26 protein-coding genes are annotated in these 21,849 nt (G+C 47.6%); 19 read left to right on the top strand and 7 right to left on the bottom strand.

Going from position 1 to position 21,849, the window contains the following annotated elements; translation table 11 throughout:
• The first annotated feature begins 25 nt into the window (after positions 1-25).
• The 4 genes from mtrB to ndk all read left to right on the top strand — a co-directional run bounded on the left by mtrB (position 26) and on the right by ndk (position 2,902).
• Positions 26-271, top strand: coding sequence for a trp RNA-binding attenuation protein MtrB (mtrB, locus tag ACFSB2_RS20820; RefSeq protein ID WP_377945035.1), 246 nt, complete (start codon positions 26-28; stop codon positions 269-271).
• Positions 272-466: 195 nt separating this feature from the next.
• The gene (locus ACFSB2_RS20815; RefSeq protein WP_377945034.1) at positions 467-1,204 is read left to right on the top strand and encodes a heptaprenyl diphosphate synthase component 1; all 738 of its coding nucleotides are present in this window, start codon (positions 467-469) and stop codon (positions 1,202-1,204) included.
• A gap of 207 nt (positions 1,205-1,411) precedes the next feature.
• Positions 1,412-2,386: a polyprenyl synthetase family protein gene (locus tag ACFSB2_RS20810; protein WP_377945033.1), complete on the top strand. Its 975-nt coding sequence runs from the start codon at positions 1,412-1,414 to the stop codon at positions 2,384-2,386.
• Positions 2,387-2,452: 66 nt separating this feature from the next.
• On the top strand, positions 2,453-2,902 hold the full coding sequence (gene ndk, locus ACFSB2_RS20805) for a nucleoside-diphosphate kinase (RefSeq protein ID WP_377945032.1): 450 nt from the start codon (positions 2,453-2,455) through the stop codon (positions 2,900-2,902).
• 73 nt (positions 2,903-2,975) lie between these two features.
• Here the strand turns inward: ndk and ACFSB2_RS20800 are convergent, their stop codons facing one another.
• Entirely contained in the window at positions 2,976-3,869 is an 894-nt protein-coding gene (locus ACFSB2_RS20800) for a patatin-like phospholipase family protein (protein WP_377945031.1), read from the bottom strand.
• A 142-nt stretch (positions 3,870-4,011) separates the two neighbouring features.
• On the opposite strand from ACFSB2_RS20800, the gene ACFSB2_RS20795 reads away from it, so the two are divergent.
• Entirely contained in the window at positions 4,012-4,776 is a 765-nt protein-coding gene (locus tag ACFSB2_RS20795; protein ID WP_377945030.1) for a CheR family methyltransferase, read from the top strand.
• A gap of 57 nt (positions 4,777-4,833) precedes the next feature.
• On the opposite strand, the gene ACFSB2_RS20790 is transcribed toward ACFSB2_RS20795, so the two are convergent.
• Positions 4,834-5,589, bottom strand: a complete 756-nt coding sequence (locus ACFSB2_RS20790; RefSeq protein WP_377945029.1) for a polysaccharide deacetylase family protein — start codon at positions 5,587-5,589, stop codon at positions 4,834-4,836.
• Positions 5,590-5,767: 178 nt separating this feature from the next.
• Here ACFSB2_RS20790 and cbpB point away from each other — a divergent pair, with 178 nt between their 5' ends.
• The 3 genes from cbpB (at position 5,768) to ACFSB2_RS20775 (ending at position 7,297) form a co-directional block, all read left to right on the top strand.
• Positions 5,768-6,214 (top strand): cyclic-di-AMP-binding protein CbpB, encoded by a 447-nt coding sequence (cbpB, locus tag ACFSB2_RS20785; RefSeq protein WP_377945028.1) that lies wholly within the window; start codon positions 5,768-5,770, stop codon positions 6,212-6,214.
• A gap of 61 nt (positions 6,215-6,275) precedes the next feature.
• On the top strand, positions 6,276-6,980 hold the full coding sequence (locus tag ACFSB2_RS20780; RefSeq protein ID WP_377945027.1) for a transglycosylase domain-containing protein: 705 nt from the start codon (positions 6,276-6,278) through the stop codon (positions 6,978-6,980).
• A gap of 80 nt (positions 6,981-7,060) precedes the next feature.
• Positions 7,061-7,297: a biotin/lipoyl-containing protein gene (locus tag ACFSB2_RS20775; RefSeq protein ID WP_377945026.1), complete on the top strand. Its 237-nt coding sequence runs from the start codon at positions 7,061-7,063 to the stop codon at positions 7,295-7,297.
• A gap of 146 nt (positions 7,298-7,443) precedes the next feature.
• Here ACFSB2_RS20775 and ACFSB2_RS20770 read toward each other — a convergent pair whose 3' ends face one another.
• Complete coding sequence (locus tag ACFSB2_RS20770) at positions 7,444-8,013, bottom strand: DUF1003 domain-containing protein (protein WP_377945025.1); 570 nt, start codon at positions 8,011-8,013, stop codon at positions 7,444-7,446.
• 465 nt (positions 8,014-8,478) lie between these two features.
• On the opposite strand from ACFSB2_RS20770, the gene ACFSB2_RS20765 reads away from it, so the two are divergent.
• The 7 genes from ACFSB2_RS20765 to ACFSB2_RS20735 all read left to right on the top strand — a co-directional run bounded on the left by ACFSB2_RS20765 (position 8,479) and on the right by ACFSB2_RS20735 (position 14,818).
• Positions 8,479-9,837, top strand: coding sequence for an extracellular solute-binding protein (locus ACFSB2_RS20765; RefSeq protein ID WP_377945024.1), 1,359 nt, complete (start codon positions 8,479-8,481; stop codon positions 9,835-9,837).
• A 45-nt stretch (positions 9,838-9,882) separates the two neighbouring features.
• Complete coding sequence (locus ACFSB2_RS20760; RefSeq protein WP_377945023.1) at positions 9,883-10,791, top strand: carbohydrate ABC transporter permease; 909 nt, start codon at positions 9,883-9,885, stop codon at positions 10,789-10,791.
• A 3-nt stretch (positions 10,792-10,794) separates the two neighbouring features.
• Positions 10,795-11,634 (top strand): carbohydrate ABC transporter permease, encoded by an 840-nt coding sequence (locus ACFSB2_RS20755; RefSeq protein WP_377945022.1) that lies wholly within the window; start codon positions 10,795-10,797, stop codon positions 11,632-11,634.
• A 37-nt stretch (positions 11,635-11,671) separates the two neighbouring features.
• Complete coding sequence (locus ACFSB2_RS20750; RefSeq protein ID WP_377945021.1) at positions 11,672-12,283, top strand: YesL family protein; 612 nt, start codon at positions 11,672-11,674, stop codon at positions 12,281-12,283.
• Positions 12,280-13,398, top strand: a complete 1,119-nt coding sequence (gene dgoD, locus ACFSB2_RS20745; protein WP_377945020.1) for a galactonate dehydratase — start codon at positions 12,280-12,282, stop codon at positions 13,396-13,398. Before ACFSB2_RS20750 ends, dgoD begins: the two co-directional genes overlap by 4 nt.
• Positions 13,399-13,533: 135 nt before the next feature.
• The gene (locus ACFSB2_RS20740; protein ID WP_377945019.1) at positions 13,534-13,980 is read left to right on the top strand and encodes a hypothetical protein; all 447 of its coding nucleotides are present in this window, start codon (positions 13,534-13,536) and stop codon (positions 13,978-13,980) included.
• Positions 13,981-14,215: 235 nt separating this feature from the next.
• Positions 14,216-14,818 carry a transglycosylase SLT domain-containing protein gene (locus tag ACFSB2_RS20735; protein ID WP_377945018.1) on the top strand — a complete coding sequence of 201 codons (603 nt, stop codon included), beginning with the start codon at positions 14,216-14,218 and terminating at the stop codon, positions 14,816-14,818.
• A 183-nt stretch (positions 14,819-15,001) separates the two neighbouring features.
• Here ACFSB2_RS20735 and ACFSB2_RS20730 read toward each other — a convergent pair whose 3' ends face one another.
• On the bottom strand, positions 15,002-15,535 hold the full coding sequence (locus tag ACFSB2_RS20730) for a YceI family protein (protein WP_377945017.1): 534 nt from the start codon (positions 15,533-15,535) through the stop codon (positions 15,002-15,004).
• Between the two features lie 221 nt (positions 15,536-15,756).
• Positions 15,757-16,401: a hypothetical protein gene (locus ACFSB2_RS20725; RefSeq protein WP_377945016.1), complete on the bottom strand. Its 645-nt coding sequence runs from the start codon at positions 16,399-16,401 to the stop codon at positions 15,757-15,759.
• Positions 16,402-16,731: 330 nt separating this feature from the next.
• Between ACFSB2_RS20725 and bioB the strand changes: the two genes are divergently transcribed.
• The 3 genes from bioB (at position 16,732) to ACFSB2_RS20710 (ending at position 18,942) form a co-directional block, all read left to right on the top strand.
• Entirely contained in the window at positions 16,732-17,730 is a 999-nt protein-coding gene (gene bioB / locus ACFSB2_RS20720; protein ID WP_377945054.1) for a biotin synthase BioB, read from the top strand.
• Positions 17,731-17,819: 89 nt separating this feature from the next.
• Positions 17,820-18,587: an HAD-IIB family hydrolase gene (locus ACFSB2_RS20715; protein WP_377945015.1), complete on the top strand. Its 768-nt coding sequence runs from the start codon at positions 17,820-17,822 to the stop codon at positions 18,585-18,587.
• A gap of 208 nt (positions 18,588-18,795) precedes the next feature.
• The gene (locus tag ACFSB2_RS20710) at positions 18,796-18,942 is read left to right on the top strand and encodes a hypothetical protein (RefSeq protein ID WP_377945014.1); all 147 of its coding nucleotides are present in this window, start codon (positions 18,796-18,798) and stop codon (positions 18,940-18,942) included.
• 155 nt (positions 18,943-19,097) lie between these two features.
• On the opposite strand, the gene ACFSB2_RS20705 is transcribed toward ACFSB2_RS20710, so the two are convergent.
• Both ACFSB2_RS20705 and ACFSB2_RS20700 read right to left on the bottom strand, forming a co-directional pair.
• Positions 19,098-20,120, bottom strand: a complete 1,023-nt coding sequence (locus tag ACFSB2_RS20705; protein WP_377945013.1) for a Gfo/Idh/MocA family protein — start codon at positions 20,118-20,120, stop codon at positions 19,098-19,100.
• A gap of 24 nt (positions 20,121-20,144) precedes the next feature.
• Positions 20,145-20,867, bottom strand: coding sequence for a ThuA domain-containing protein (locus ACFSB2_RS20700; RefSeq protein ID WP_377945012.1), 723 nt, complete (start codon positions 20,865-20,867; stop codon positions 20,145-20,147).
• 382 nt (positions 20,868-21,249) lie between these two features.
• On the opposite strand from ACFSB2_RS20700, the gene ACFSB2_RS20695 reads away from it, so the two are divergent.
• Positions 21,250-21,756: a Mur ligase family protein gene (locus ACFSB2_RS20695; protein WP_377945011.1), complete on the top strand. Its 507-nt coding sequence runs from the start codon at positions 21,250-21,252 to the stop codon at positions 21,754-21,756.
• The last annotated feature ends 93 nt before the right edge of the window (positions 21,757-21,849 follow it).

Below are 21,849 nucleotides of genomic sequence, written 5' to 3'. Positions count from 1 at the left end.
CACCTTCAGTGTGGGAGGTTCGAAAATGGCAGACTCATCTATTACTGAAGATTATTTTGTCATCCGTGCCCTGGACAACGGTGTGCAGGTCATCGGCATGACCCGCGGCCCAGAGACACGATTTCATCATGCCGAAAAACTGGATAAAAATGAGATCATGATTGCCCAATTTACAGAACACACATCCGCGATGAAAATTCGCGGCAAAGCCATCCTCTACACAAAACATGGCACCATCCGCACAGATGGCAATGATGAGCAGAAGAAGTAGGGAAACGGCGCGTTTGTGTTATACTGTCTAGGAGCGTGCCCAAGTAATTCGGCTTTTGGCGCATGTTTATACAATCCCGTGCGCCAGTTTACCCGTCAAAGCATGATATTGTATAAATATGTGCATGTCGGATGCTTGGCACGCGCTTAAAGTGGAATCGAATGCCCCCGTGATACATAAGGAGATGACACAGGCTTGACGGATTGCAGAGAGAATTTGTTCAGACGTGTAGAGCGTCTTGCAATACAACATATGCATCAAGACTATTTGGCGGCGCGCCAAATTAGCCAATCCGTCAGTCGCTTTCATTTTGATGTCGGGTACGCCATCTTGACTGCGGCCGAGGTGAACGAAGCTGAGCTTGAACAGGTGTTAATGGCTGTTCTGCTGCTAGATCAAGGGCTGTCCATTCATAATCAAATCGACATCTGTCCAACAGAGCAGCGAGAGCTGATTGTACTCGCAGGTGATTACGACAGCAGTAAATATTACTTTCTTCTCGCCCGGTTGAACAACAGTCGTTTGATGCATACACTTTGCGATGCGGTCGCCGAAATCAATGAGGCGAAAGTGACCATTGTGGCAAATGGGATGGATTTGTCATCGCAGGAATATCTGCGCCTGCGTGAAATCGTTTGTGGACAGTTATTGCGCGCCTTGGCTCGTCATTATTTGGGTGAAAGCGGCGCATGGACGACACATGTGGATTCCCTTGTACAAGCACATGTTGTAAAAGACGAAATTCTGACGCGGAATTATACGCGTAATTTTTCCATACAGCAAGCATCCCGCTGGCTGGATGACTCCATGGAGCGGGTCATCACCATGCCTTCCACATCACATGAGGGTCCTCTGTACACTTATTTAGTGGAGTACTTTCAACCGATTCGCCAGACGGTGGAGCATCTACATGTGTCAGAGGGGAATCGGTAATCATGAATGCAAGGCGACACGGCAATACATAGGCGGATATACGAGGCATGGCATTTTTGCGGATTGCCTAAATCTCTGACCGACATCTGGATGGAGAACGGTTTAGGCAAAGTGTCAGCGAGGCGGGATGATGAATGTGCGAAGTGATGCCTTGATGAACGGTATTGCGGCACTTCATATTGGTTACAAACGAGAGGCGTGACCTGGTTGGATTTTAGCAGTATTTACGCAAGTTATCAAACACAATTGAATCAAGTGGAGCAGATTCTGCACGAGAGATCTATCGCACAACATGAGGTGCTATCCCACGCAGGTCAGCAACTGATTGATGCCGGCGGGAAACGCTTGCGCCCCTTATTTGCCTTGATTTGCGGCGCATCCAGCCATCAAAACACAGATGCGGCACCGCGCGTGACCAAAGTCGCGGCCGCGTTGGAACTCATACATATGGCGACATTGGTACACGATGACGTGATCGACAATGCGGAACTGCGGCGTGGCCGACCTACTGTCCGCAGTGAATTTGGCAATTTGGCAGCCATGTATACGGGTGATTTTCTGTTCGCGCGGTCAATCCAATTGTTGGCTGAAATTGATGATCCGCTGGTACATCGACAGATGTCGCTTGGTATGGTGCGTATGTGCCAGGGTGAAGTGGAACAGATCCGAGACTTCTATAACTGGAACCAATCCATTCGAACATACTTAAAACGAATTCAGCGGAAGACCGCGTTGCTCATTTCACTCAGTTGTTCACTGGGTGCGCACGTGGCTGGCGCGACATATGCCGATGTCAATGTACTGCGCCAATTCGGACATTATACGGGCATGGCGTTTCAGATCATTGATGACGTGCTCGATTTCAGCGGCAGTGAACAAGTTGTGGGGAAGCCGGTAGGTGGCGATTTGCGGCAAGGCAACATCACGCTTCCGGCGCTTTTGGCTGCCCGTGATAAGAAGCTGGGGAACCGCCTTTCTAAACTGATTGTCAAGGGAATGCCAGAGGAAGCGGCGGAGGAAGCCATTGAATTGATTGTCGAATCCAGCGCATTGGATTTGGCGCGTCAACTTGCCGATACTTATTTACATAAAGCGCTGAGTGTTTTAAGACAGGTGAGCGTGCGACGAACGCAGGAGGAATTGGCAATTCTGACTCACTTTGTCGCTGAACGCGCTTTTTAGGTTGAAGTTGTGAGACAAGTCCCGTAAAATAACGCTGGCAGGAACGTAAAAAAAGGAGTGTTTTTCGTGGCAGTCGAAAAGACGTTTGTCATGGTCAAGCCTGATGGTGTACAACGCGGTCTCGTCGGTGAGATCATTGGCCGCTTTGAGCGCAAAGGTTTAAAATTAGTGAATGCAAAGCTGTTGCAGGTACCGGAAACACTGGCGCAGTCTCACTATGCAGAGCACAAAGAGCGCCCGTTTTTTGGTGAATTGGTGACATTCATTACCTCTTCACCCGTATTCGCAATGGTACTTGAAGGCGATAGCGCAATCAGTGTCGCACGCAACATGATGGGCAAGACGAACCCTGTTGAATCCGCGCCGGGCACGATTCGCGGCGACTACGGATTGACCATCGGCATGAATATCATTCATGGTTCCGATTCAGCGGAAAGCGCTGCGCGTGAAATCGAGTTGTGGTTCTCGAACGAGACCATTGCTTACGATAAAGCGGTTGACGTTTGGCTCGCATAATTGTGCACAGATGCTTAAAGGGGCTGTCCGTCCTGGACAGCCCCTTTTTCGGTGGATGGCATCACACGATGGTCTATCGGACAAATGATTGAAGCGCCGTTCGATGTTTCTCTACCAACGCCTGCCCAATATTTAGACACTCCTGCATTTGCACAAAGCTTCTCCAGCGTATACCGCTTAAATCAGGTTCTAGTACATACACATCGGGGTCTTTGGCGATATCGTTGTCAATGGATTCGCGCAATAAAATGTCGAACGATCTCGCCAATACATCGACCAGTGTGACTGGCCTATAGTGCGCTGGCAAACGATACAAATTGACCGCGATGATTTTCTGACAACCGATGTCGCGCAACACAGACACAGGGACATAGTGTCGCATGGCGCCGTCGACTAAAATAAAATCGTCCAGTACAACGGGCGAAAAAATACCTGGCAATGCACAACTTCCGGCCACTGCACGCGGGATGTCATGGAGGCGCGCGTACGCGTCGCTTCGCTCGGAAGTTGGTGTTTCTTCACTCGAAAAGACGACAGGCTGACCACTGAGTAAATCAGTGGCGACAATATAGAATGGAATTTGGACCCGGCGCTTTGCAATGAGGCGCTCGATATAGTGCGTGAGCTTACGGCCGCGCAACAGACCTGCAGGCACCAACGGTACATGTTTCTTCTTGTGCTGCCACAGATGTTGCGCTGTCCAGGAATACATGGATGACCACAAGGGAAAACCGTAGTCCAAAATGCGAATACCTGGAAACTGATTCAGCAACCGATGAAACTGATCACCGCGATACCCATGCGCATAAAGCGTTGTGACCAGCGAACCCGCACTGGTGCCAGCGATGACATCCGGATAAATGCCCAGTTTCTCTAAGGCGTTAAGTACCCCAACATGAGCGGCCGCTTTCAGTTGACCGCCGCTGAGCGCAATGCCTAAATAAGGTTTTTGAACGGAATGCATCATCGCCCGCCCTCGCTTTCTAAGCAACCCAAGGCATGATGAACCACTGCAACTGCGCGCGAGTAGACCGAAATTGTTCAGTCAATCACGGTCACGCGATTGGCCAAACAAGGTGACGCTCATTTTACGGGAGGAGTTGATTTGAGTGGATGAGTATTTATGGTTTGTCACCTCGTTTTATCAACTAAGTGGCATTGATTTAGGCCAATATAAGCGACCGCAAATGGAGCGTCGTCTGACAAACATCCGCAATCGTCGTGGATATGAGCATTTCTCCAATTATTTTGCGGCGCTACAACAAAATAAAAGCTTGATGGATGAACTGCTCGACAAAATGACCATTAACGTCTCAGAATTTTTCCGTAACCCTGACCGCTGGGCGCAGGTCCGCAAATTATTGGTGGAACGTGGTGTAAAACACCCATTGCGCGCTTGGAGCGCCGCGTGTGCGACAGGGGAGGAGCCTTATTCGCTGGCCATTCTTCTCGAAGAAGCAGGGCTGCAATATGATGAGATCATGGCCACTGACATTGATCTCCGGGTACTCGAGAGCGCTAAGAAGGGCATCTTTGAAAAACGATCAGTCGCAAATTTGTCAGACACGGTTCTCAACTCATACTTTACTGTTTCTGATAGTAAATACATAATACGACCTTCGTTGAAAAAGCATGTGGCATTTTCCCAGCACAACTTGCTTTCAGATGCCTATCCCAACACTTTAGACATCATTGTATGCCGGAATGTATTGATTTATTTTACAAAGGACGCAAAGCAAATGATTTTAGGTAAATTCTCCACATCATTGCGTCCTGGTGGTTTACTCTTCGTCGGCAGTACGGAGCAATTGATGGGGTTCATGGTGCCATCGCTCAAGCTGGTTGCACCGTTTATTTATGAAAAACAGGCATAAAATGACGCTCTGTTCTGGCAGCAAGCTCATTGGCCCTTGACAGCAGGGGGCGTTTTGTCAGTCGTCAGGCTCATCATCCTCTTTATGGTTGCTGAGGCTCAACAGTTCCGAGATGGTCACACATTTGTAACCTTCCCGTTGTAGGGTCGGAAGAATCGTCGTTAATGCTGCAACCGTTTGCTTGCTATTGTTCGTGCCATCATGAAACAAAATGATATCGCCAGAATGAACATGCTTCAGCACAGTTTGGACAATTTTTCCTACGCCCGGCGCTTGCCAATCGTGGCTATCTTCATCCCATGACCACATGATGACTGGGTAGCCGTTTTGGTGCGCCGTCAAGACTGAGTTCTCATCATAAAAGCCTCTGGGCGGCCGGAAATACTTTGGACTTAACCCTGTTGCGCGGACAATGGCATCGTTTGTTTTCCGCAATTCTTGGCTCAGCTCGCGTTCGGACATATCAGCGATATGACAATGCGAAAAGGTGTGATTCCCCAACTCATTGCCCAGTGAAAAGACCTGGTGTGTGACTTCGGGGTATTGCTGCACTTTTGAGCCAATTAAAAAGAACGTGGCGTGATCGTGATATCGTTCGAGCAGCCGCAATATTTTTGGCGTGTAGGTTGGATCCGGTCCATCGTCAAATGTCAAAGCGACAACTTTTTTCTCTGTTTTTACCTGCCAAAAGGCATAACCCAGCCGCTCGAAATAAAAACGATCTTTTTTGGTCTCTGCTTGTGCGCAGAGTGGCCATAAAACGGCCAAAATCGCGCATATTGCGCTTTTAAAACAGCACAGGCGACGTTGCATCACTGCTCATCCTTTCGCTTGGTATTGTACCCAACAAGAAACAGTTCCTTGCGTGCGTGAACGAAAGAGCGAAAGCATTTTTTGCCGTGTGTTTTTTGTACATGATAAAATGTCATTGGTGTGCGTGACCGCGTTGTTCAAACGGGACGCACTGTGAAAGGAGTCAACGAACGCCGCTATGCTATCTATCCGAGATTTCACATTACGGCATGAAGATATAAGACGAATGGTGATTGACGCCGAGGATGTAGCTTGCGTACATCCTGCGCATTCTGCAGAACACGCGCTTTTGGTTTTGATTAAATCTGGCTACTCCGCAATTCCGGTGGTCGCCAGTGATGGAAAAGTCGTGGGTACCATCAGCAAGACACTGATTTTGGATAAGATATTGGGGCTTGAGCGCATTGAGTTTGAGGCTTTGTCCACGTACACAGTCGCCGATGCTATGAATCCAGAAGTGGCGCGCATCGCCAGTGATCAATCATTTATGCGGGCATTGCAATTGTCGATTGATTGGCCGTTTTTGTGCGTTGAAAATGATGAAGGCATTTTTACAGGCTTGATGACCAGGCGGGGCATTCTCGCACTGATTCATCATGAGATTCAGCGCGAAAATCGAGACTGAGCTGTCTGACGCACAGACAGAGAAAATGCGTTGACTGACAAGAAAACTTGAGGTGGCGGGTTTGAGACGGTTCATCAAGTTCATCACGGGGCTCGTGATTGTGTTGGCATTGGCGTTTGGCGCCTTAAATCTCTACTTTCGCACAACGTATCCCATTGCCAACAAGGTTCGATCCGCCGCCAATGACCGGATAAAAACGTACCATATTCACGCGCTTACATATGGCCAAATTCCCAAGACGTTTCGCGAAGCGGTCATATCTACAGAGGATCGGCGATTTGCCAATGATCCAGGTATAGATCCGGTCGGGATACTCCGCAGTTTGTGGGTGGACATTCAGAAAGATGGCTATGTGGAGGGCGGGTCTACCATCACGCAACAGTTGGTCGACAATACGTTGTTGTCCAAACAGAAGACGTTGCATCGCAAAGCGTTGCAGATGTTCTACGCTGTCGGCATCTATGACACGATGTCAAAACACGAAGTCTTCACTTTGTATACAAATGTGATTTACTTCGGTCAAAATGCTTATGGACTTTACAATGCGGCAGAGACCTACTTTGGCAAAACACCGGATCAGTGTACAGATGGGGAATTGACGTTGTTGGCGGGATTGCCAAATGCGCCCTCTGCCTACAATCCGTTCCGCTCGCTTACACTGGCTAGGGCGCGTCAGAAAGTTGTCTTGGAAAACATGGTCGACGCAGGTGTCATCAACGAAGCGAAATCCCGCAAAATCTACGCGGAACCGCTGCACTTGCGCTAGGAACAGGGCAGCTCACTTGCTGCACGGGCATTTTCCGTGTAGATTAAAAACGAATATCGCGATAAAGGGGACAGATTACCATGGTTGACGTGTTGTTGCCTCCACTTGGTGACAGTGTGGACAAGGCTTTGGTCACCACCTGGCTAAAGCAAGTGGGGGATAAAGTCGAAAAGGACGAGCCCCTTCTGGAAGTCACCACAGATAAGGTGACCATTGAAGTGCCTTCAGAGCACACAGGCGTGCTCAAAGAGATTGTCGTTCCGATAGGAGAACACGCTGCAAAAGACGCCGTCATCTGTCGCATCGAGATCGAATGATGTGCACTGCAACTCATTTTTGATGGATCTCAAAAGGAGCCGTTTCAAACCCGCATCGTGCGATGGGGTATGAAGCGGCTCCTTCGATTTAGGATGCGTTCACTGACAATGTCACATCACCACGCGCTGCGCTTGCATCGACGCTTTCATTGTTCATCCTGCAGCGGCCTAGTCTGATTTCCATTGCCCACAAGTAATTTCTCAATTTCGTACAATTTGCCTTCTATTCTGTGCAGATGGCTCTGCATGTCGTCAATTTCTTGTTCCGCTTTATAGTTGATAGCAAAGTCGATAACGGATTCACTTTTATCCCTCGCCGCTTGCCTGTTTTGACTCATCATGATGATGGGCGCCTGGAACGCCGCAATAAATGATAAACAGAGATTGAGTAGAATAAATGGCGGCCTGTCAAAGCGCAGGGACGCAGTCGGCAGAACGGTATTCCACAAAATCCACAAGGCGAGCGCGATTGCGAAGGTCGTAATAAACGGCCAACTGCCTCCGAAGGAAGCAATGCGATCCGCCAGCCGATCCGTCCACTTGGTCCGACGAATGTACTCTTCATCCAGATGCATCATGATCCGGCTTTCATAGTTATCCACCAGTCGGTCAATCCGCTTGGCGTCACTCTCGTTGATCTGAATGTCAAAGCCTTCAAATGTGGATGTGTCCTTTTGTTGATCTTGCGGTTTGATGTAATAATTGCGTTTTCCCATGTGTCCAACTCCTCTTCTTTGGGGAATTGAACACACTCAAAAACGCTACACAGGATTTAATCGCTGTGTAAGATGATTCGAGATGATGAACAACTCCCCATTTGTTCGGTCAGGTTCTGGAGGCATACTGTCCAAAAGCCCATCTCCTTCTGCGCGAATACGCATCATCATCGTAAGATCTACTGCCGGAGAATGCAACTGATAATTAAACTGTTTATTTTTTTAAATGCTTGGCGTGATCGCAGATGCATGATTTCTTCAATGTCATGGGCGCTGTCCCGCTCGTCCGCGAAACACATAACTTTCATGTCTATACTGCCAAGCAGCTACATAGTGTTCAGTAAAATGATGTCCGCACACCTGCGGCGCCATGAAAATCACAATCAAAACATCAGCGGTGGGCGCAGCACAAGTGCCACTTCATTTTCAGAGCGGATCGACGAATGAGTTGCAGGGGGGAAATTCGTGAAGAAAAAGGGGAAGAAGTGGGCCATCACCGCCAGTATCGCAATGTGTGTAAGCGCTTTACTTCCTGGGTGCGGAAATCAAAACAGCGGAAACAAACCTGTTGTCGTGACGCTGGGGTTCGCATCGGGCGAAGTTTCGACGGCGGAGGTCGATCAATTTAACAAAACGCACAAAAACGTTCAGATCAAAGAAGTGGATGTCAGCCAGCCTGGTAAATTACAGGCTTTGCTCGCTTCGGGCAACGCGCCGGACATCATTCGCGTGCAAGGCGCTTCAGAACTTCCTGGCTACGTGATCAAAGGAATCGCTTTGGATTTGCAGCCTTACTTTGACAAGGACAAAAAGGATTTCAATCCAAACGACTTCATGCCTGTGGTGAACGAGTATCGATTTGACAAGAAGACAGGTGTGCAAGGTCAAGGGGACCTCTACGGATTTGACAAGGACTGGTCGCAGGATTTCATGTTGTGGTTCAACAAAAAGATCTTTGAGCAAGCGGGGATACCGCTGCCGAGCACGACCAAAGCCATGACATGGCAACAGGTGTTTGCGCTGGCGAAGAAGCTGACCGTCGTCAAGAACGGGACAATCCAACAATATGGGCTCGGCTATTTCAACGGCGGAACCCAAGCCGAGGAATCATTGATTTTGTTACAGCTAGACCAGTTGGGGAAAAGCGCTTGGTCTGATAATTACACGAAGGCAAACTTTGAAAGCCCTGCTGCTGAGCAGATTCTGCAGATGTGGGCAAATGCGGTAAAAGGAAATTATGGCCCGAATGATATCAACGAGGACGCCAACAGTCCGTTGAATCTCTTCCAGTCGAACAAGGAGGCCATGCTGATTTCCGGCTACTGGTACTCCGGCGATTTGCGCGCAGCAGTGAAGCCAAATCAACTGAGCAACTATGTCCTTGCGCCGGCACCCTATATGGCAGGCGGCAAGCGTGTAGATCCGACCGGATCCGCTACAGGCGCCATCATCTATAGCAAGACCAAACATCCGCAACAAGCGTGGGAGGTGTTCAAATACGTGTTTGCTGGTTCGCCTGTGGATGACCGCGCCAAAAGTGGTTGGGGGTTGCCTGCTTTCAAGTCGAAAATGTCTGAATTGCCACAGAAAACTGCCTTTGACAAACAAGTCATCACGGCACAAGATGCAGAACTGAAATACGCCACACCGTACTTGAAATACAATCCATACGTCGATTTATCTACTGTGAATACCATTCTGGATAAATATATGCGCTTGGTTTATATGGGGCATGACACGGTTCCGAAAGCGGCCAAGCAAATCGACACAGATCTCGACATGTTGATTCAATCCAGTATGGAAGCTGCCGGTGTCAGCAAATAAACCACGATATGTTGCTATGACAGTTGTAGAAAAGAGGGGTTGGCATTGTCTATTAAAAGAAAAAGGGCGGCTGAGTTCTACTTGTTCATTTCGCCCTGGTTTGTGGTGTTCATCCTCTTGGGACTCATCCCGTTACTATGGGGACTGTATTTGAGTTTTACGGATTACTCGGGATACAACTACGCGACTTTGCGCTTTGTCGGTTGGTTGAATTACAAGGACGTCTTTACAGACCCTGATGCGATGGCGGCGTTGCGGCGAACACTCATCATCACTGTCATCAATGTGCCGTTGGGGACATTTATCGGTTTTATGCTGGCGGTGCTCTTGAACAATCGCCTAAAGGGTCTGAGCATTTATCGTACGATTTTCTATCTGCCATCCATCATCCCCGTCGTGGCCACCGGGCTGATGTGGAAGTCCATTTACGCCAAGCAAGGCGGTTTGCTCAACAATTTACTTGGGTTATTACACATTCATCCGGTCGATTGGCTGGGTTACGACCTGTCGGTGAGCTCACTCATCATCATGCTGCTCTGGGGCGCAGGCGGTGGACTGATGATTTATTTGGCTGGCTTGAAGGGCGTGCCGCAGAGCCTGTACGAAGCAGCCGCCATCGACGGCGCCAAGACCGTGCAAAAATTTCGCTATGTCACGGTCCCTTTGATGACCCCCGTGCTTTTCTTCAACGTGATCATGGGCATCATCGCATCTCTGCAAATTTTAGTGCAACCCATGTTGCTGACGCCAGGCAACAACGGCCTGATATCCGAGCCGATTCAACCCATCTATCTGTATATGGTACACGCATGGCTGCAGATTTTTGATTTCCAGCGGTTCGGCTATGGATTGGCCATGCTGTGGGTCTTGTTCGTGGTCGTGCTGATCCTTTCGCTCATTGTGTTCCAAACCAGCAAATATTGGGTGTACTACGAATCAGGAGAGGAGCGGTAAACCATGGTGGCAACCGGTACGAATCGAAAGGTGAATCGCGCGATTTTATATACTGTGGTGATCATTTTGTCCCTGCTCTTCTTGTTTCCCGGTTTGTGGACATTTTTAAACTCATTGCGATCCATCTATTCAATCAACCAATTGATCCCAAGCTCGATTCACTGGGGCAACTATGCGATGGCATTTACACTTGTCCCATACCTACAGTATATCGGAAATTCATTCATCATCTCGGGAATCACTGTAGTACTGACGACGATTTCCAGTGGCATCGTGGGATTCGGGTTCGCTCGGTTGGAGGCGCCAGGGAAGAAATTTCTCTTCATGTTTATTCTATCGACGATGATGCTGCCGACAGTCGTGACACAGATCCCCACGTATGTCGTCTTTAATCGAATTGGCTTGACGAACAACTTTTGGCCCTGGGTGTTTTGGGGCATTGGCGGCAGCCCGTTCTTCATTTTTTTATACCGTCAGTTCTTCATGAACATCCCCAAAGATTTGGACGAATCTGCGAGAATTGATGGTTGTACGAGCTTCGGTATTTTTTGGCGAATTTTTATCCCACTTTCGATCCCGATCATCACGACCGTGGTCGTTATGTCCTTTCAGGGATCATGGGGAGATTTCATGACACCGTTCATGTTTCTCGATTCTGACAAATGGAATCTGGCTACAGCGCTAATTGGCGCCAACTATACATTGCCCAACAATCCCAACATTCAACTGATTCCGGTCATCAATGCCGCCACACTTCTATTCGCGCTGCCGATCATCATCACGTTCTTTATCGGGCAAAGGTACCTCATCGAGGGCATCGTCACTTCAGGTCTGAAGGCATGATGGAACAGGGCGCAGGGCACATACGGAGGGATAGACATTGTTGAATTTTGTAGCGAACACGACCTACCGTGCCATGGAATGGATCACGAAACTGGTGTATTTGCAGATGCTCTGGCTGCTATTTACGATGATGGGATGCGTGATTGGTGGGATTTTTCCCGCAACCAGCGCGGTATTTACCATCACGAGAAAATGGATGGATGGGGAAGAGAAGCCTGTATTTAAGCTATTTTGGCAAATATACAAGCGAGATTTTCTAAGCGCCAATCTGCTTGGCTACATGTTATTGCTGATTGGCTATTTTATTCATGCAGACATCAGCCATTTTCATAATGTTGTGCTAAATTATATATCACATATACTTGCACTGGCTTTTCTCGTGGTGATTGTCTATATCGGGCCAGTGTTCACGCTATATGACACAAACGTCATCCAACAAATCAAGTACGCTTTTGTGATTGGCGTCATGAAACCGTTGAAAACACTGTTGATGATCGCCAATCTCATCGCGGCTCTTTTGTTGATGATGACGTTTGTAAAGTTGATTCCCTTCTTTTGTATCAGTTTGCTTGCTTATTTATTGACACGGATTTCGTACACAGTATTGCCAGTCAAACACGCGCAAAATGCAGGAGGAAAAACCCTATGAAGATTACCAAACTAGAAGTGCTGCACGTCAAACCTCGTTGGTCTTTTTTAAAAGTATCGACGGACGAAGAGATTGTAGGCTGGGGTGAAGCGATTGTCGAAGGGAGATCCCGCACAGTCGAGATGGCCATCAAGGAGTTGGAGCCGCACCTGATTGGCGAAGACCCCCGACGGATTCAACATCTTTGGCAAGCGATGTATCGCGGCACTTTTTATCACGGCGGGCCCGTGTTGACAAGCGCCATCAGCGGGATCGATCAAGCGCTTTGGGACATTCTTGGCAAATCTCTAAACGCGCCTGTGTCACAACTCTTGGGCGGCGCGGTCAGGCATCGGATACGCATGTATGGCCATGTCGGCGGCGCGACGCCAGATGAAGCCTATGAAAGCGCTAAAAAGGCCGTTGCGTCTGGATTTACGGCCGTCAAAACAAGTATCGGCAACAAAGCGCATTTTTTGGAGTCACCCGCCTGGATACATCGCGAACTGGAACGCTTTGAAGCGATTCGCGAGGCGATTGGCCCAGAGAATGACTTTGCGGTGGATTTTCACGGACGCATCCAACCTGCGCTCGCCATTAAGATCGCCAAACAATTGGAGCGGTTGGATCCGCTGTTTATTGAGGAACCTTGTCTGCCAGAAAATGTGGACGAGATGGCGCGAATTGCGCGATCGACCTCTATTCCTGTCGCATCCGGTGAACGCTTGTTCACGAAATGGGCTTTCCGCGAATTGCTGGCAAAACAAGCTGCGGCCATTGTCCAGCCAGATTTGGCGCATTGCGGCGGCATTTCGGAGGCGCGCAATATCGCGGCCATCGCCGAAGCGCACTTTGCCGCTTTTGCGCCGCACAACCCGTTGGGGCCCATCAACCTGGCAGCCAGTTTGAACGTGAGCGCGACAGTCGCCAATTTCCTGGCGCAGGAACATGTCCATCTCGGTGAAGGATATATCAAACAACCGTTTGTCGTCGAGAATGGCTATATTGTCATCCCCGATGGACCAGGACTGGGCATCGAAGTGGATGAGGAAGCTCTGCGGGAAAAACAGTATGATGGCGAATGGGATACGCCGCGCTGGTTTCACGATGATGATGGTGCTGTGGCGGACTGGTAATTTTAGAACGGATCAGCAGATTTCTGAGTTTACGATGGAAAAAGACAGTCGGCCTTGGCTGGCTGTCTTTTTGCTTTACTGCCATCGATATGGACATACACGATGAAGTGGAATGATGCGTAAAGTGGGATCACCATGATGCGCAAAGGGATGATTTCAGTGGATGATGACCAAGCATTTTCGTTGTTCCCAAAGATTCCAGATGAAGCAATGGTTTGGTTGCAAGATGGGATCTCGATACAACATCAGATTTTAAAAGGTTTTGTTGAAAACGGCATTTTCACCGAAGAAATGTTGAGCGAAGCGATACAACAAGTAGGTGAAAAAACACCAGATGCAAAGGGGCGAAAACATATCGTCAGTGTCCGTATTTCTGATGAAGCCCTGTATTACTTAAACGAACTCGTGACCGCTGGTTTTGTTCAGAATCAATCAGAGGCGGCTGCCTTTTTAGTCGACGAAGGCATAAAGCATCAAGCTTCATTGTTGGCGGACATTGGGAAGCATACTCAAGAAATTCAGCGAATTCAGGAGCAAATGAAAGCTGAAGTCGAACAAAGGAAGCAAAACGAAGATAGATGATCATTTGCCAAAGGTGATCCGGATGTCACTCGGAAAGTTAAGATAACCCTCCATCAGTCGTCCTTCGGGGCGCTTTTTTATGTTGATTGCACACTAAAAAATTTTAAGAAACTAAAACGCCTGCCACCCTCAAAATGGGCGGATTCGATTCGTACATTATACCGTGACAGCACAGTTGTGCAATTATAGCAGTTTATCTCACCATATGAAGACAGGATAAAGAAAGGGTGAACCGATGGCTTTTTTATCTCCAAATCAAGTCGCACAGTATGCCTACGAGGCGGGTTTCCGTGGTCACAGTCTGGTAACCGCCGTCGCGGTGGCTGGCGGCGAATCGACGTTTGACCCTGCTGCAACAAGTCCAGGTGATACGTCGATTGGTCTATGGCAAATCAATGAAATCCATGACGAAGCCGACCCATCAGCACTGTTGAACCCCAGCTTTAGCGCAAAAATGGCGTACACCATCAGTGAACACGGAACGAATTGGGAACCGTGGCGCGCTTACACGAACGGATCGTACAAGAAATATGTAAGTGTTGCAGAAACTGCCGCACAAGATGTGACGCCGAAGGCATATCCACATCTCAATGTAGATGTGAACGGAAAGGCCTTTCCGGCCATCTCGGTTCAAAATTCGACGTACCTACTGTGGACCGTTTTGTTAAAGTGTGGCATACCACATAAGTATCTCGGTAACGGTAAATTCTCCATTGACGGGCAAACGGTACAAGGCGTTGTCCACGAGGGCAATACCTATCTCGATTGGGGCTCGATACCTGATATTAAGGTAGTGAAAGTCAACGGAGAATTTAACTTCACCGACAGCTTTGCATAGGATAGACCGCCATGCGTGATGCATCCCAGCAGAATCATGAAAATGCCAGTCAATCGAATCGAGGCATCGCGGATGGCGCGGCACCAACGTGCCGATTCAAATTACAGAACAGCGAGAAAGGCCACCGTTGGTGGTCTTTCTCATTGAATCAAACTGGCTCGATCCGCTTCCAAGCGATGATTGTTATTCTACTTTGATTGCCTCAATGTACAGCGCTATCTTCACTTCATTTGCCACAACGATACCACCCGTTTCCAAAGGTGAATTAAATGACAAACCAAAATCACTCCGATCAATTGAAGCTTTTGACAGAAATCCAGCACGTTCTCGCCCGCGAGGATCTTTGTTGAGTCCGCCAAAAGTAGTATGAAATGTGATGAGCCTTGTAATCCCATGTAGTGTGAGATTGCCTGTCAGTTCACATTGACGTTCGCCAACTTGAGCGCACCCGATACTCTGAAACGTAATGTCAGGATACTTTGTGACATGAAAGAATTCCTCGCTTTTCAGGTGTGCATCCCGTTGTGGTTGACGAGTTGTCATACTATCTGCGTCAATCGAAGCTTGAATCACTGTGGTTGCGAAGTCATCGGGATCAAAACGCAGATTCGCTTGAAAACGCTCGAATACCCCTTTGATTCTATTGATCATTAAATGTGTCACGGAAAACTCAACACAACTGTGGTCCGGATCAACTTGCCAATTTGCAATACTCACGATTGTATTCCACCCATTCATATAGAAGTTAAGAAAGGTCGCACTTTCATGCCTCTCTCATGTGTTCATCCTCATTTTCCAAACGGATACTGACAGCAGTATGTCAGTATCCTCAAAAGCTTTTTTTAGGCGACGTATATGTAAGCGAATGGATGTCTCGGAGCGTCTTTATACTGATAAATCCATCCGTAATAAGCGTGGGGCGGATCACTCTACTCTTACTATTTTAGTACTGGACTAGTCCACTGAGGCCAATTTTTAGTATCCCAAAAATGCATAGGACTACCCGTAGGATGACTATAGAAATTTAGTTGATACCCAGGCAATGATGGTAACAATTTCATTTCTTTGTGGTTATTCCAATTTTGAATTTGTTGTATAAGTTGTTGATCCAAACTCTGTTCGCTGGCTGGGGCATATTGAAGCATTTTTAGTGAGACCTTAGGGGCGTATGAAAGTGCATTTTGCGAAACATTGCTAGGAATAACGACTGGTCCTACTGTTCGCACGTATAGTGCAGCATACATCTCTTCCAAAGTAGCCTGAGAAAATACATAGACACTGTCTGTTGCAGAGGAAACTGTCGTTGCTCCATTTCCACCCGTTTTAGTCGTTGATGTCGTGGTCGTATTATTCGGAGTTTCAGTTGAAGTAGTATTCGTTGCTGTTGTATTTTTCGTTGTCGAATCGTTATTAGTCATCATACTAGTAGTGTTTTTTAATGATGTATTATTCGAGTCTGCAGTTGTATTTGTTGTACTATTCTGTGCGGCAAGATGAATCGATCCTTGTGTACTAGCACTGCAACCAACGACTCCTACCATTGCCAAAACGAATGCTCCAGCCACAATAATGGTGTGTTGCATAAGCAGCCAATGGCCTCCTTTGTTACTGTTAACGAATGTATAGACGCAAGCTCTCTGTGATAAGTTACAGTTAAGTTGAAGAAAAAATTGCCGATTGCATCAATTCCTCACGCATTATTATCCGTATATCTGATATTTCTCAATTTCCATGGCAATCGTATTTATCTTGTTTTCAAGGGCGGATAAGTGCCTTAGCGTAGGGGAAAGCAAATGAATTCCAACAAGTGTATTATCATGCGATTTTTGCGTTTTGTTAACGATATCTCTTCTAGCTCCTATTGTTAACCTGTTATATAATATAGGTTAACAATCATGCTGGAGGGATGACCTATTTCGCAAACAACCACAAATCAGGATTGGTTCGCGCTCGCCGAACAGGTTACACAAGGATATGAGATATCTAAAGAAGAAGCATTCGCGATATTGCAGGAACCAGATTTTCGCATCCTTGAACTCATGAATGCAGCATTCGTCATTCGACGCAAGCATTTCGGCACAAAGATGAAATTGAACATGATTGTGAATGCGAAGTCGGGCATGTGTCCAGAGGACTGCTTTTATTGTTCGCAGTCGGCGATTTCAAGCGCTTCGATTGAAAAATACCCACTGCTTTCAAAAGAGACCATTTTGGCAGGCGCGGAAGAAGCCCAGCGCCGTAAAGCAGGTACATATTGCATCGTGATGTCAGGGAGAAGGCCATCCAATCGCGAAGTGGAACAAGTCGCAGCCGCTGTTCGCGAGCTTCGCGCTACGAGTGATTTGAAAATTTGCTGCTGCCTCGGCTTCCTAAGTCCAGAACACGCAAAAAAATTAGCAGATGCAGGCGTTCATCGCTATAACCACAATTTGAATACAGACCGCGATAACTACCAAAATATCTGTACTACACATACCTATCGTGATCGCGTAGATACCCTGGAGCAGGCGAAGGGTGTACAGATTTCTCCTTGTTCCGGTGTCATTTTTGGCATGGGCGAAACGGGGGAGGGGCGGGTGGAAATGGCTTTTTCGCTAAAATCACTTGACGTAGACTCCATTCCCTGTAATTTCTTAAATCCGATTGAGGGCACACCGATGGCGGGCAGAAGTGAATTAACGCCAAATACATGCTTGAAAATCCTCGCAATGATGCGTTTTGTCAATCCGACCAAAGAGATTCGGATTGCCGGTGGCCGCGAAGTGAACCTGCGCAGCCTGCAACCGCTCGGTCTATATGCCGCAAACTCGATTTTTGTCGGTGATTATCTCACGACAAAAGGGCAATTGCCAGATGCAGATTGGCAGATGATTCAAGACTTAGGATTCGAGATTGAGGAATCTGCTCTTTGAGATTTCCGATAGCTGTGACTGCCCTGGTAGCTAGCTCGGTTGTGGTAAAATAGAAATCCTGAACACTGGAAAAACATCGGAGGCCAATCATGGTTTTTGTTTTTGATTTGGATGGCACAATTTGTTTTAAAGGGCAGCCTGTTTCCGAACAGATAGCCAACCAATTGGATGCGTTGAAAGAAGCCGGGCATGAAGTCATCTTCGCTTCAGCTCGGCCCATTCGCGACATGCTGCCTGTACTTCCGCAGCGATTTCACGCCTTTCCTCTTGTCGGCGGCAATGGCTCGCTCCTTGCTAATCACGGAAATATCGTGTTCCGGCAAGCATTTGCTGACGAACAGATAAAAACGATTCTGTCTATCATCAAAAACCATCATGCTACCTATTTAATCGATGGGGACTGGGATTATGCCTATACAGGTCCAAAAGACCATCCAATTTTACAAAATGTCGATCCTGCCAAATTAGCCACCTGCATGCCCGTGGAAGCCTTGCAAACGGTTGTCAAAATTCTACTGCTGACAGTGGACAGTACGGAAGACGTTGTAAAACAATTGCGTGAGCTGGACGTTGTTATCCATCAACACCGACACGAGCATGTCATAGATATCAGCCCAAAAGGGGTGCATAAGTGGCAAGCGTTACAAATGCACGGTGTCAGAGAAGGGGAATTTATCGCTTTCGGTAACGATGCGAATGATCTCACCATGTTCCAAAATGCAAAGCATGCAGTGATGGTTGGACATCACGATGATGTAGCGCCGTTTGCAAACAAAATCATGCCAATGGACACAGATGTTGAAGAAAACATTGTAAACGAACTGAATGAATTGGCGAGAAGTCACACACTGATATGAGAGTAGGTTTCCGTATACTACATTGGCCCATCAAAGCTGTCCGGTTCTCGCACGAGCGGATCGCATATTGGAAACGATTACATATTCTATGTTCACAATGCAAGCGGTTTACAGGGAGAAAAGTTCACAATGCAAGCGTTTCACCTCCAACCATTGCTGGTTACACAGCCGTATAATGTAGCCAACAAGAAGAAAGAGGTGTTGCACAATGGAACAATTTGATACGAACGCGATGAAATTCGTCTACCAGGCAAGGCTTGATCAAGCTGCAAATAACCGTCGTGGTTATGCAGTAGAAAACCCGTCAAGCAGTCTTTTCTACAAGATGTGGAAGAGTCTTGCAGAGCGGAAATGATGCGATTCGAGCGCAGATTCGAACCATTACTTCTTGTTCAGCATAAGTGGACGTTTAGGCAGTCATTGATGATGGGTTGACCATATCGATGACTGCCATTTTCGTTCACTGATACCAATGGCAAAAAGCCGCAAACCATCCGGTGCGAATCATCATCAACCATTCGCAAAGATTTTCCGTGTGCGATCCCGGTTGGGCAGTTCCACAACTTTACCTGTATAAATGCTTTCAATCGCCGCGAATCCAATTTCGTTGACAGTGACAAAATCATCGTTTGTGCAATCTGGGAGCGGACCGCCGTTCAAGTGATTGGCGATTTGATCATAGGCGGTTGTAAACACACTTTCTCGTTCCGAAATGTGATATGGGGTCAAATCGACGAGTTCCCCATTGGTCGTCCGTACAACGGTATCCGTATACATGCCAACGCGCAAACTGCCTTTTGTTCCAAAAACCTCACAGTAAAAAGCGCCATGTTCGCCATTCGCGCCGACCTGAATGCCCGTCACACCGTTCTCAAAATGAATGACCATGTGGGTTAAGGACGGCTCGCTCTCAAATCCTGCAGGCGCTTGATCCAGAATTTCTCCACTTGCATACACCGTAGAAGGGCAGTAACCGGCAAACTGACAAATTAAATCGGTTGTGTGGCTGGCAAAAGACAGCACTGTACCACCGCAGTAGCCGATAACGGTCTTCACTTGACCAATCAATCCTTTTTTCACGAGTTCTTGCATCTTGAGCATATGAAGATTCCAGTGACGAGAATAAGAAACGGTAATCGGGATGTTTTTCGCCGCGGCCATGCGCATCATCTCATCCATCTCGGCGAGCGAACAACTCGGCGGTTTCTCCAGAAAAACCGCCTTTGGGCTGGCAGCAAGCGCTTCCATCATCACTTGAAAATGATGCGGTCCACGAACACAGACGGCAATGATATCCAAGTCTTTGCTGTCCAGCATCTTTTGGCTGCTATCGTAATACTGAAGATCTGAAAAACAGTCTCCCCAGACGCTGCGAAATTTTACGCGCGCCTCCTCGGACATATCCGCCACTTTGGTCAGTTTGACTTTACTACTTTTCAATATTCCGCCCACATGACAATAGGGATTTTTGCTTTCCGGTGTTTCATACATCGCAGCAATATGGCCTAACCCAATCACACCCACTTTGTACATCAGACAGAAATCCTCCTTTGGGATTCATCGCTGTTCGTCGCGTATAGCCCCTGTCGCCGCCCACGCACAACCGCGTTTAAGCGCACTTTGAAAACCCTCATTTTCCAGGGCAATGAGACTAGCGCCTCTGTAACTGCCGTTCGCATCCCCTGGCCAAACATGGCCCAGCATCAAATGAAAAACACGTCCGCGACCATATTCGAGCACAATGATGATGGGTTCGTCTTGACCAGTGCCACCGGTTTTTGGATCCGAATATGCACGGGCCAAGACCTGATAGGGCGCTTGATGCATGTGCATCAAGCCATGATACAATTCATCCCATGTCTCAAAATCCTGCAGCCCTTGTGTAACCGGATGGTCGTGTTCCGTGATTTCCACTTTAAACTTGTGAAATTCTCCATGCCCTGCACCCTCACGCCAAGCGAGGCCAATCATTTTTTCATACGCCACCCAATCGGGAAATGCGTTATTTGCCGCGTGCAATACAACCAGCCCTGCACCATCATGCACTGCAGCTTCCAGGTTGGATTTCGCTGGTTCTCCCCAGTCGGGGCCATTGTAATCCAGGAAGAATAAATGATAATTGCTCAGGGATGCTGTATCGGCGAGATCGCGCGCAGGGTTTTCTGTGACATCTACTTGAAAAAAACCAGTACGCTCCAGCAAATTTTTACAAAATGAAGATGTTCGTCGCCAATCGTGGTTGTTCTCTCCGGTAATCAACAACGTTTTAATGACAGACATGTCCACAACACCTCGTAGGATGACGCAGTTTTGGATTGCTCGATCACGCTGTATATGCTAGTTTCTATGCATCCGTTTTTGAATTTTGCGATTTTTTTGGCGCGCAAATGAAACCTAGCGTGACCATTTACTGTATGAAGAGAGATGGTACATGTATATACCACCTTTGGATATTCATTCGCATCATTAAATGAAATTCCTTCTTTAGAAGGCTATGCGAAATGAAGCGCAATACGCAGTAAGATGAAGTGGGGTGTATGTAGCATAGAGTCCATTTGAAATCTTGTTTGCGACGAGGGAGATAAGTACTGAGTTGAAGCGTCAGGTATATCGGTTGTGGCATGTAACAGTGGGCACGGGCGCCGACGACAACGTATCATAAATGACCAGGATTCACGGATTCGTCGTTGGCGTGACTGGCAGCAATGGAAAAACAACGACGAAGGAAATGCTTCGCACAGTTTTGGATACAGGTGGTTCTTGTCTCGCAACTGAAGCCAATCAAAATACAGAACTCGGTTTACCGCTGACCATGCTACGTCGCACCTCTGAACACCGCTCGATGGTTTTGGAAATGGGCATGAGAGGGAGAGGACAGATTAGGGAACTCTGCAACATTGCCAAACCTACAGCTGGCGTGATTACGAACATTGGACACAGCCACATTGAACTGCTTGGCAGTCAAAGAGAAATTGCTTTAGCGAAAGCAGAACTACTTCAGTCGATCACTTTGGAGGGGGTTGCTGCGCTTCGCTTTGAAGATCCCTGGCTTAAAGAAATGTCGACATTGTGCGGTGGAAAAGTGTTCTGGTATGGCCTTGAAAATCATTTGGATGCCTTTCCTTCGAACATTCGCAGCACCGATTCTGGCACAGATTTGAGTGTGTAAAATATTTTGTGTAAACTCCCAATCCCCAAAAGGGAGTATGAGATTGGGAGGACATAAGAGTGACTAAGGTTTCAAAAGAACAGCTCAGAAAGT

The sequence above is a fragment of the Alicyclobacillus fodiniaquatilis genome (assembly GCF_042678105.1).
Taxonomy (GTDB): Bacteria; Bacillota; Bacilli; order Alicyclobacillales; family Alicyclobacillaceae; genus Alicyclobacillus; species Alicyclobacillus fodiniaquatilis.
Note: the sequence above shows the minus strand (reverse complement) of the source record. Positions and strands in the feature narration are given on the sequence as shown.

Excerpts from the sequence above, each read along its gene's own strand:
- ACFSB2_RS20725 (WP_377945016.1), bottom strand. The coding sequence starts at position 16,401 with ATGCAACACACCATTATTGTGGCTGGAGCATTCGTTTTGGCAATGGTA.
- cbpB (WP_377945028.1), top strand. The coding sequence starts at position 5,768 with ATGCTATCTATCCGAGATTTCACATTACGGCATGAAGATATAAGACGA.
- mtrB (WP_377945035.1), top strand. The coding sequence starts at position 26 with ATGGCAGACTCATCTATTACTGAAGATTATTTTGTCATCCGTGCCCTG.
- ACFSB2_RS20755 (WP_377945022.1), top strand. The coding sequence starts at position 10,795 with ATGGTGGCAACCGGTACGAATCGAAAGGTGAATCGCGCGATTTTATAT.
- ACFSB2_RS20770 (WP_377945025.1), bottom strand. The coding sequence starts at position 8,013 with ATGGGAAAACGCAATTATTACATCAAACCGCAAGATCAACAAAAGGAC.
- ACFSB2_RS20800 (WP_377945031.1), bottom strand. The coding sequence starts at position 3,869 with ATGATGCATTCCGTTCAAAAACCTTATTTAGGCATTGCGCTCAGCGGC.
- ACFSB2_RS20715 (WP_377945015.1), top strand. The coding sequence starts at position 17,820 with ATGGTTTTTGTTTTTGATTTGGATGGCACAATTTGTTTTAAAGGGCAG.
- ACFSB2_RS20710 (WP_377945014.1), top strand. The coding sequence starts at position 18,796 with ATGGAACAATTTGATACGAACGCGATGAAATTCGTCTACCAGGCAAGG.
- ACFSB2_RS20695 (WP_377945011.1), top strand. The coding sequence starts at position 21,250 with ATGACCAGGATTCACGGATTCGTCGTTGGCGTGACTGGCAGCAATGGA.
- ACFSB2_RS20790 (WP_377945029.1), bottom strand. The coding sequence starts at position 5,589 with ATGCAACGTCGCCTGTGCTGTTTTAAAAGCGCAATATGCGCGATTTTG.
- ACFSB2_RS20700 (WP_377945012.1), bottom strand. The coding sequence starts at position 20,867 with ATGTCTGTCATTAAAACGTTGTTGATTACCGGAGAGAACAACCACGAT.
- ACFSB2_RS20740 (WP_377945019.1), top strand. The coding sequence starts at position 13,534 with ATGATGCGCAAAGGGATGATTTCAGTGGATGATGACCAAGCATTTTCG.
- dgoD (WP_377945020.1), top strand. The coding sequence starts at position 12,280 with ATGAAGATTACCAAACTAGAAGTGCTGCACGTCAAACCTCGTTGGTCT.
- ACFSB2_RS20775 (WP_377945026.1), top strand. The coding sequence starts at position 7,061 with ATGGTTGACGTGTTGTTGCCTCCACTTGGTGACAGTGTGGACAAGGCT.
- ACFSB2_RS20705 (WP_377945013.1), bottom strand. The coding sequence starts at position 20,120 with ATGTACAAAGTGGGTGTGATTGGGTTAGGCCATATTGCTGCGATGTAT.
- ACFSB2_RS20735 (WP_377945018.1), top strand. The coding sequence starts at position 14,216 with ATGGCTTTTTTATCTCCAAATCAAGTCGCACAGTATGCCTACGAGGCG.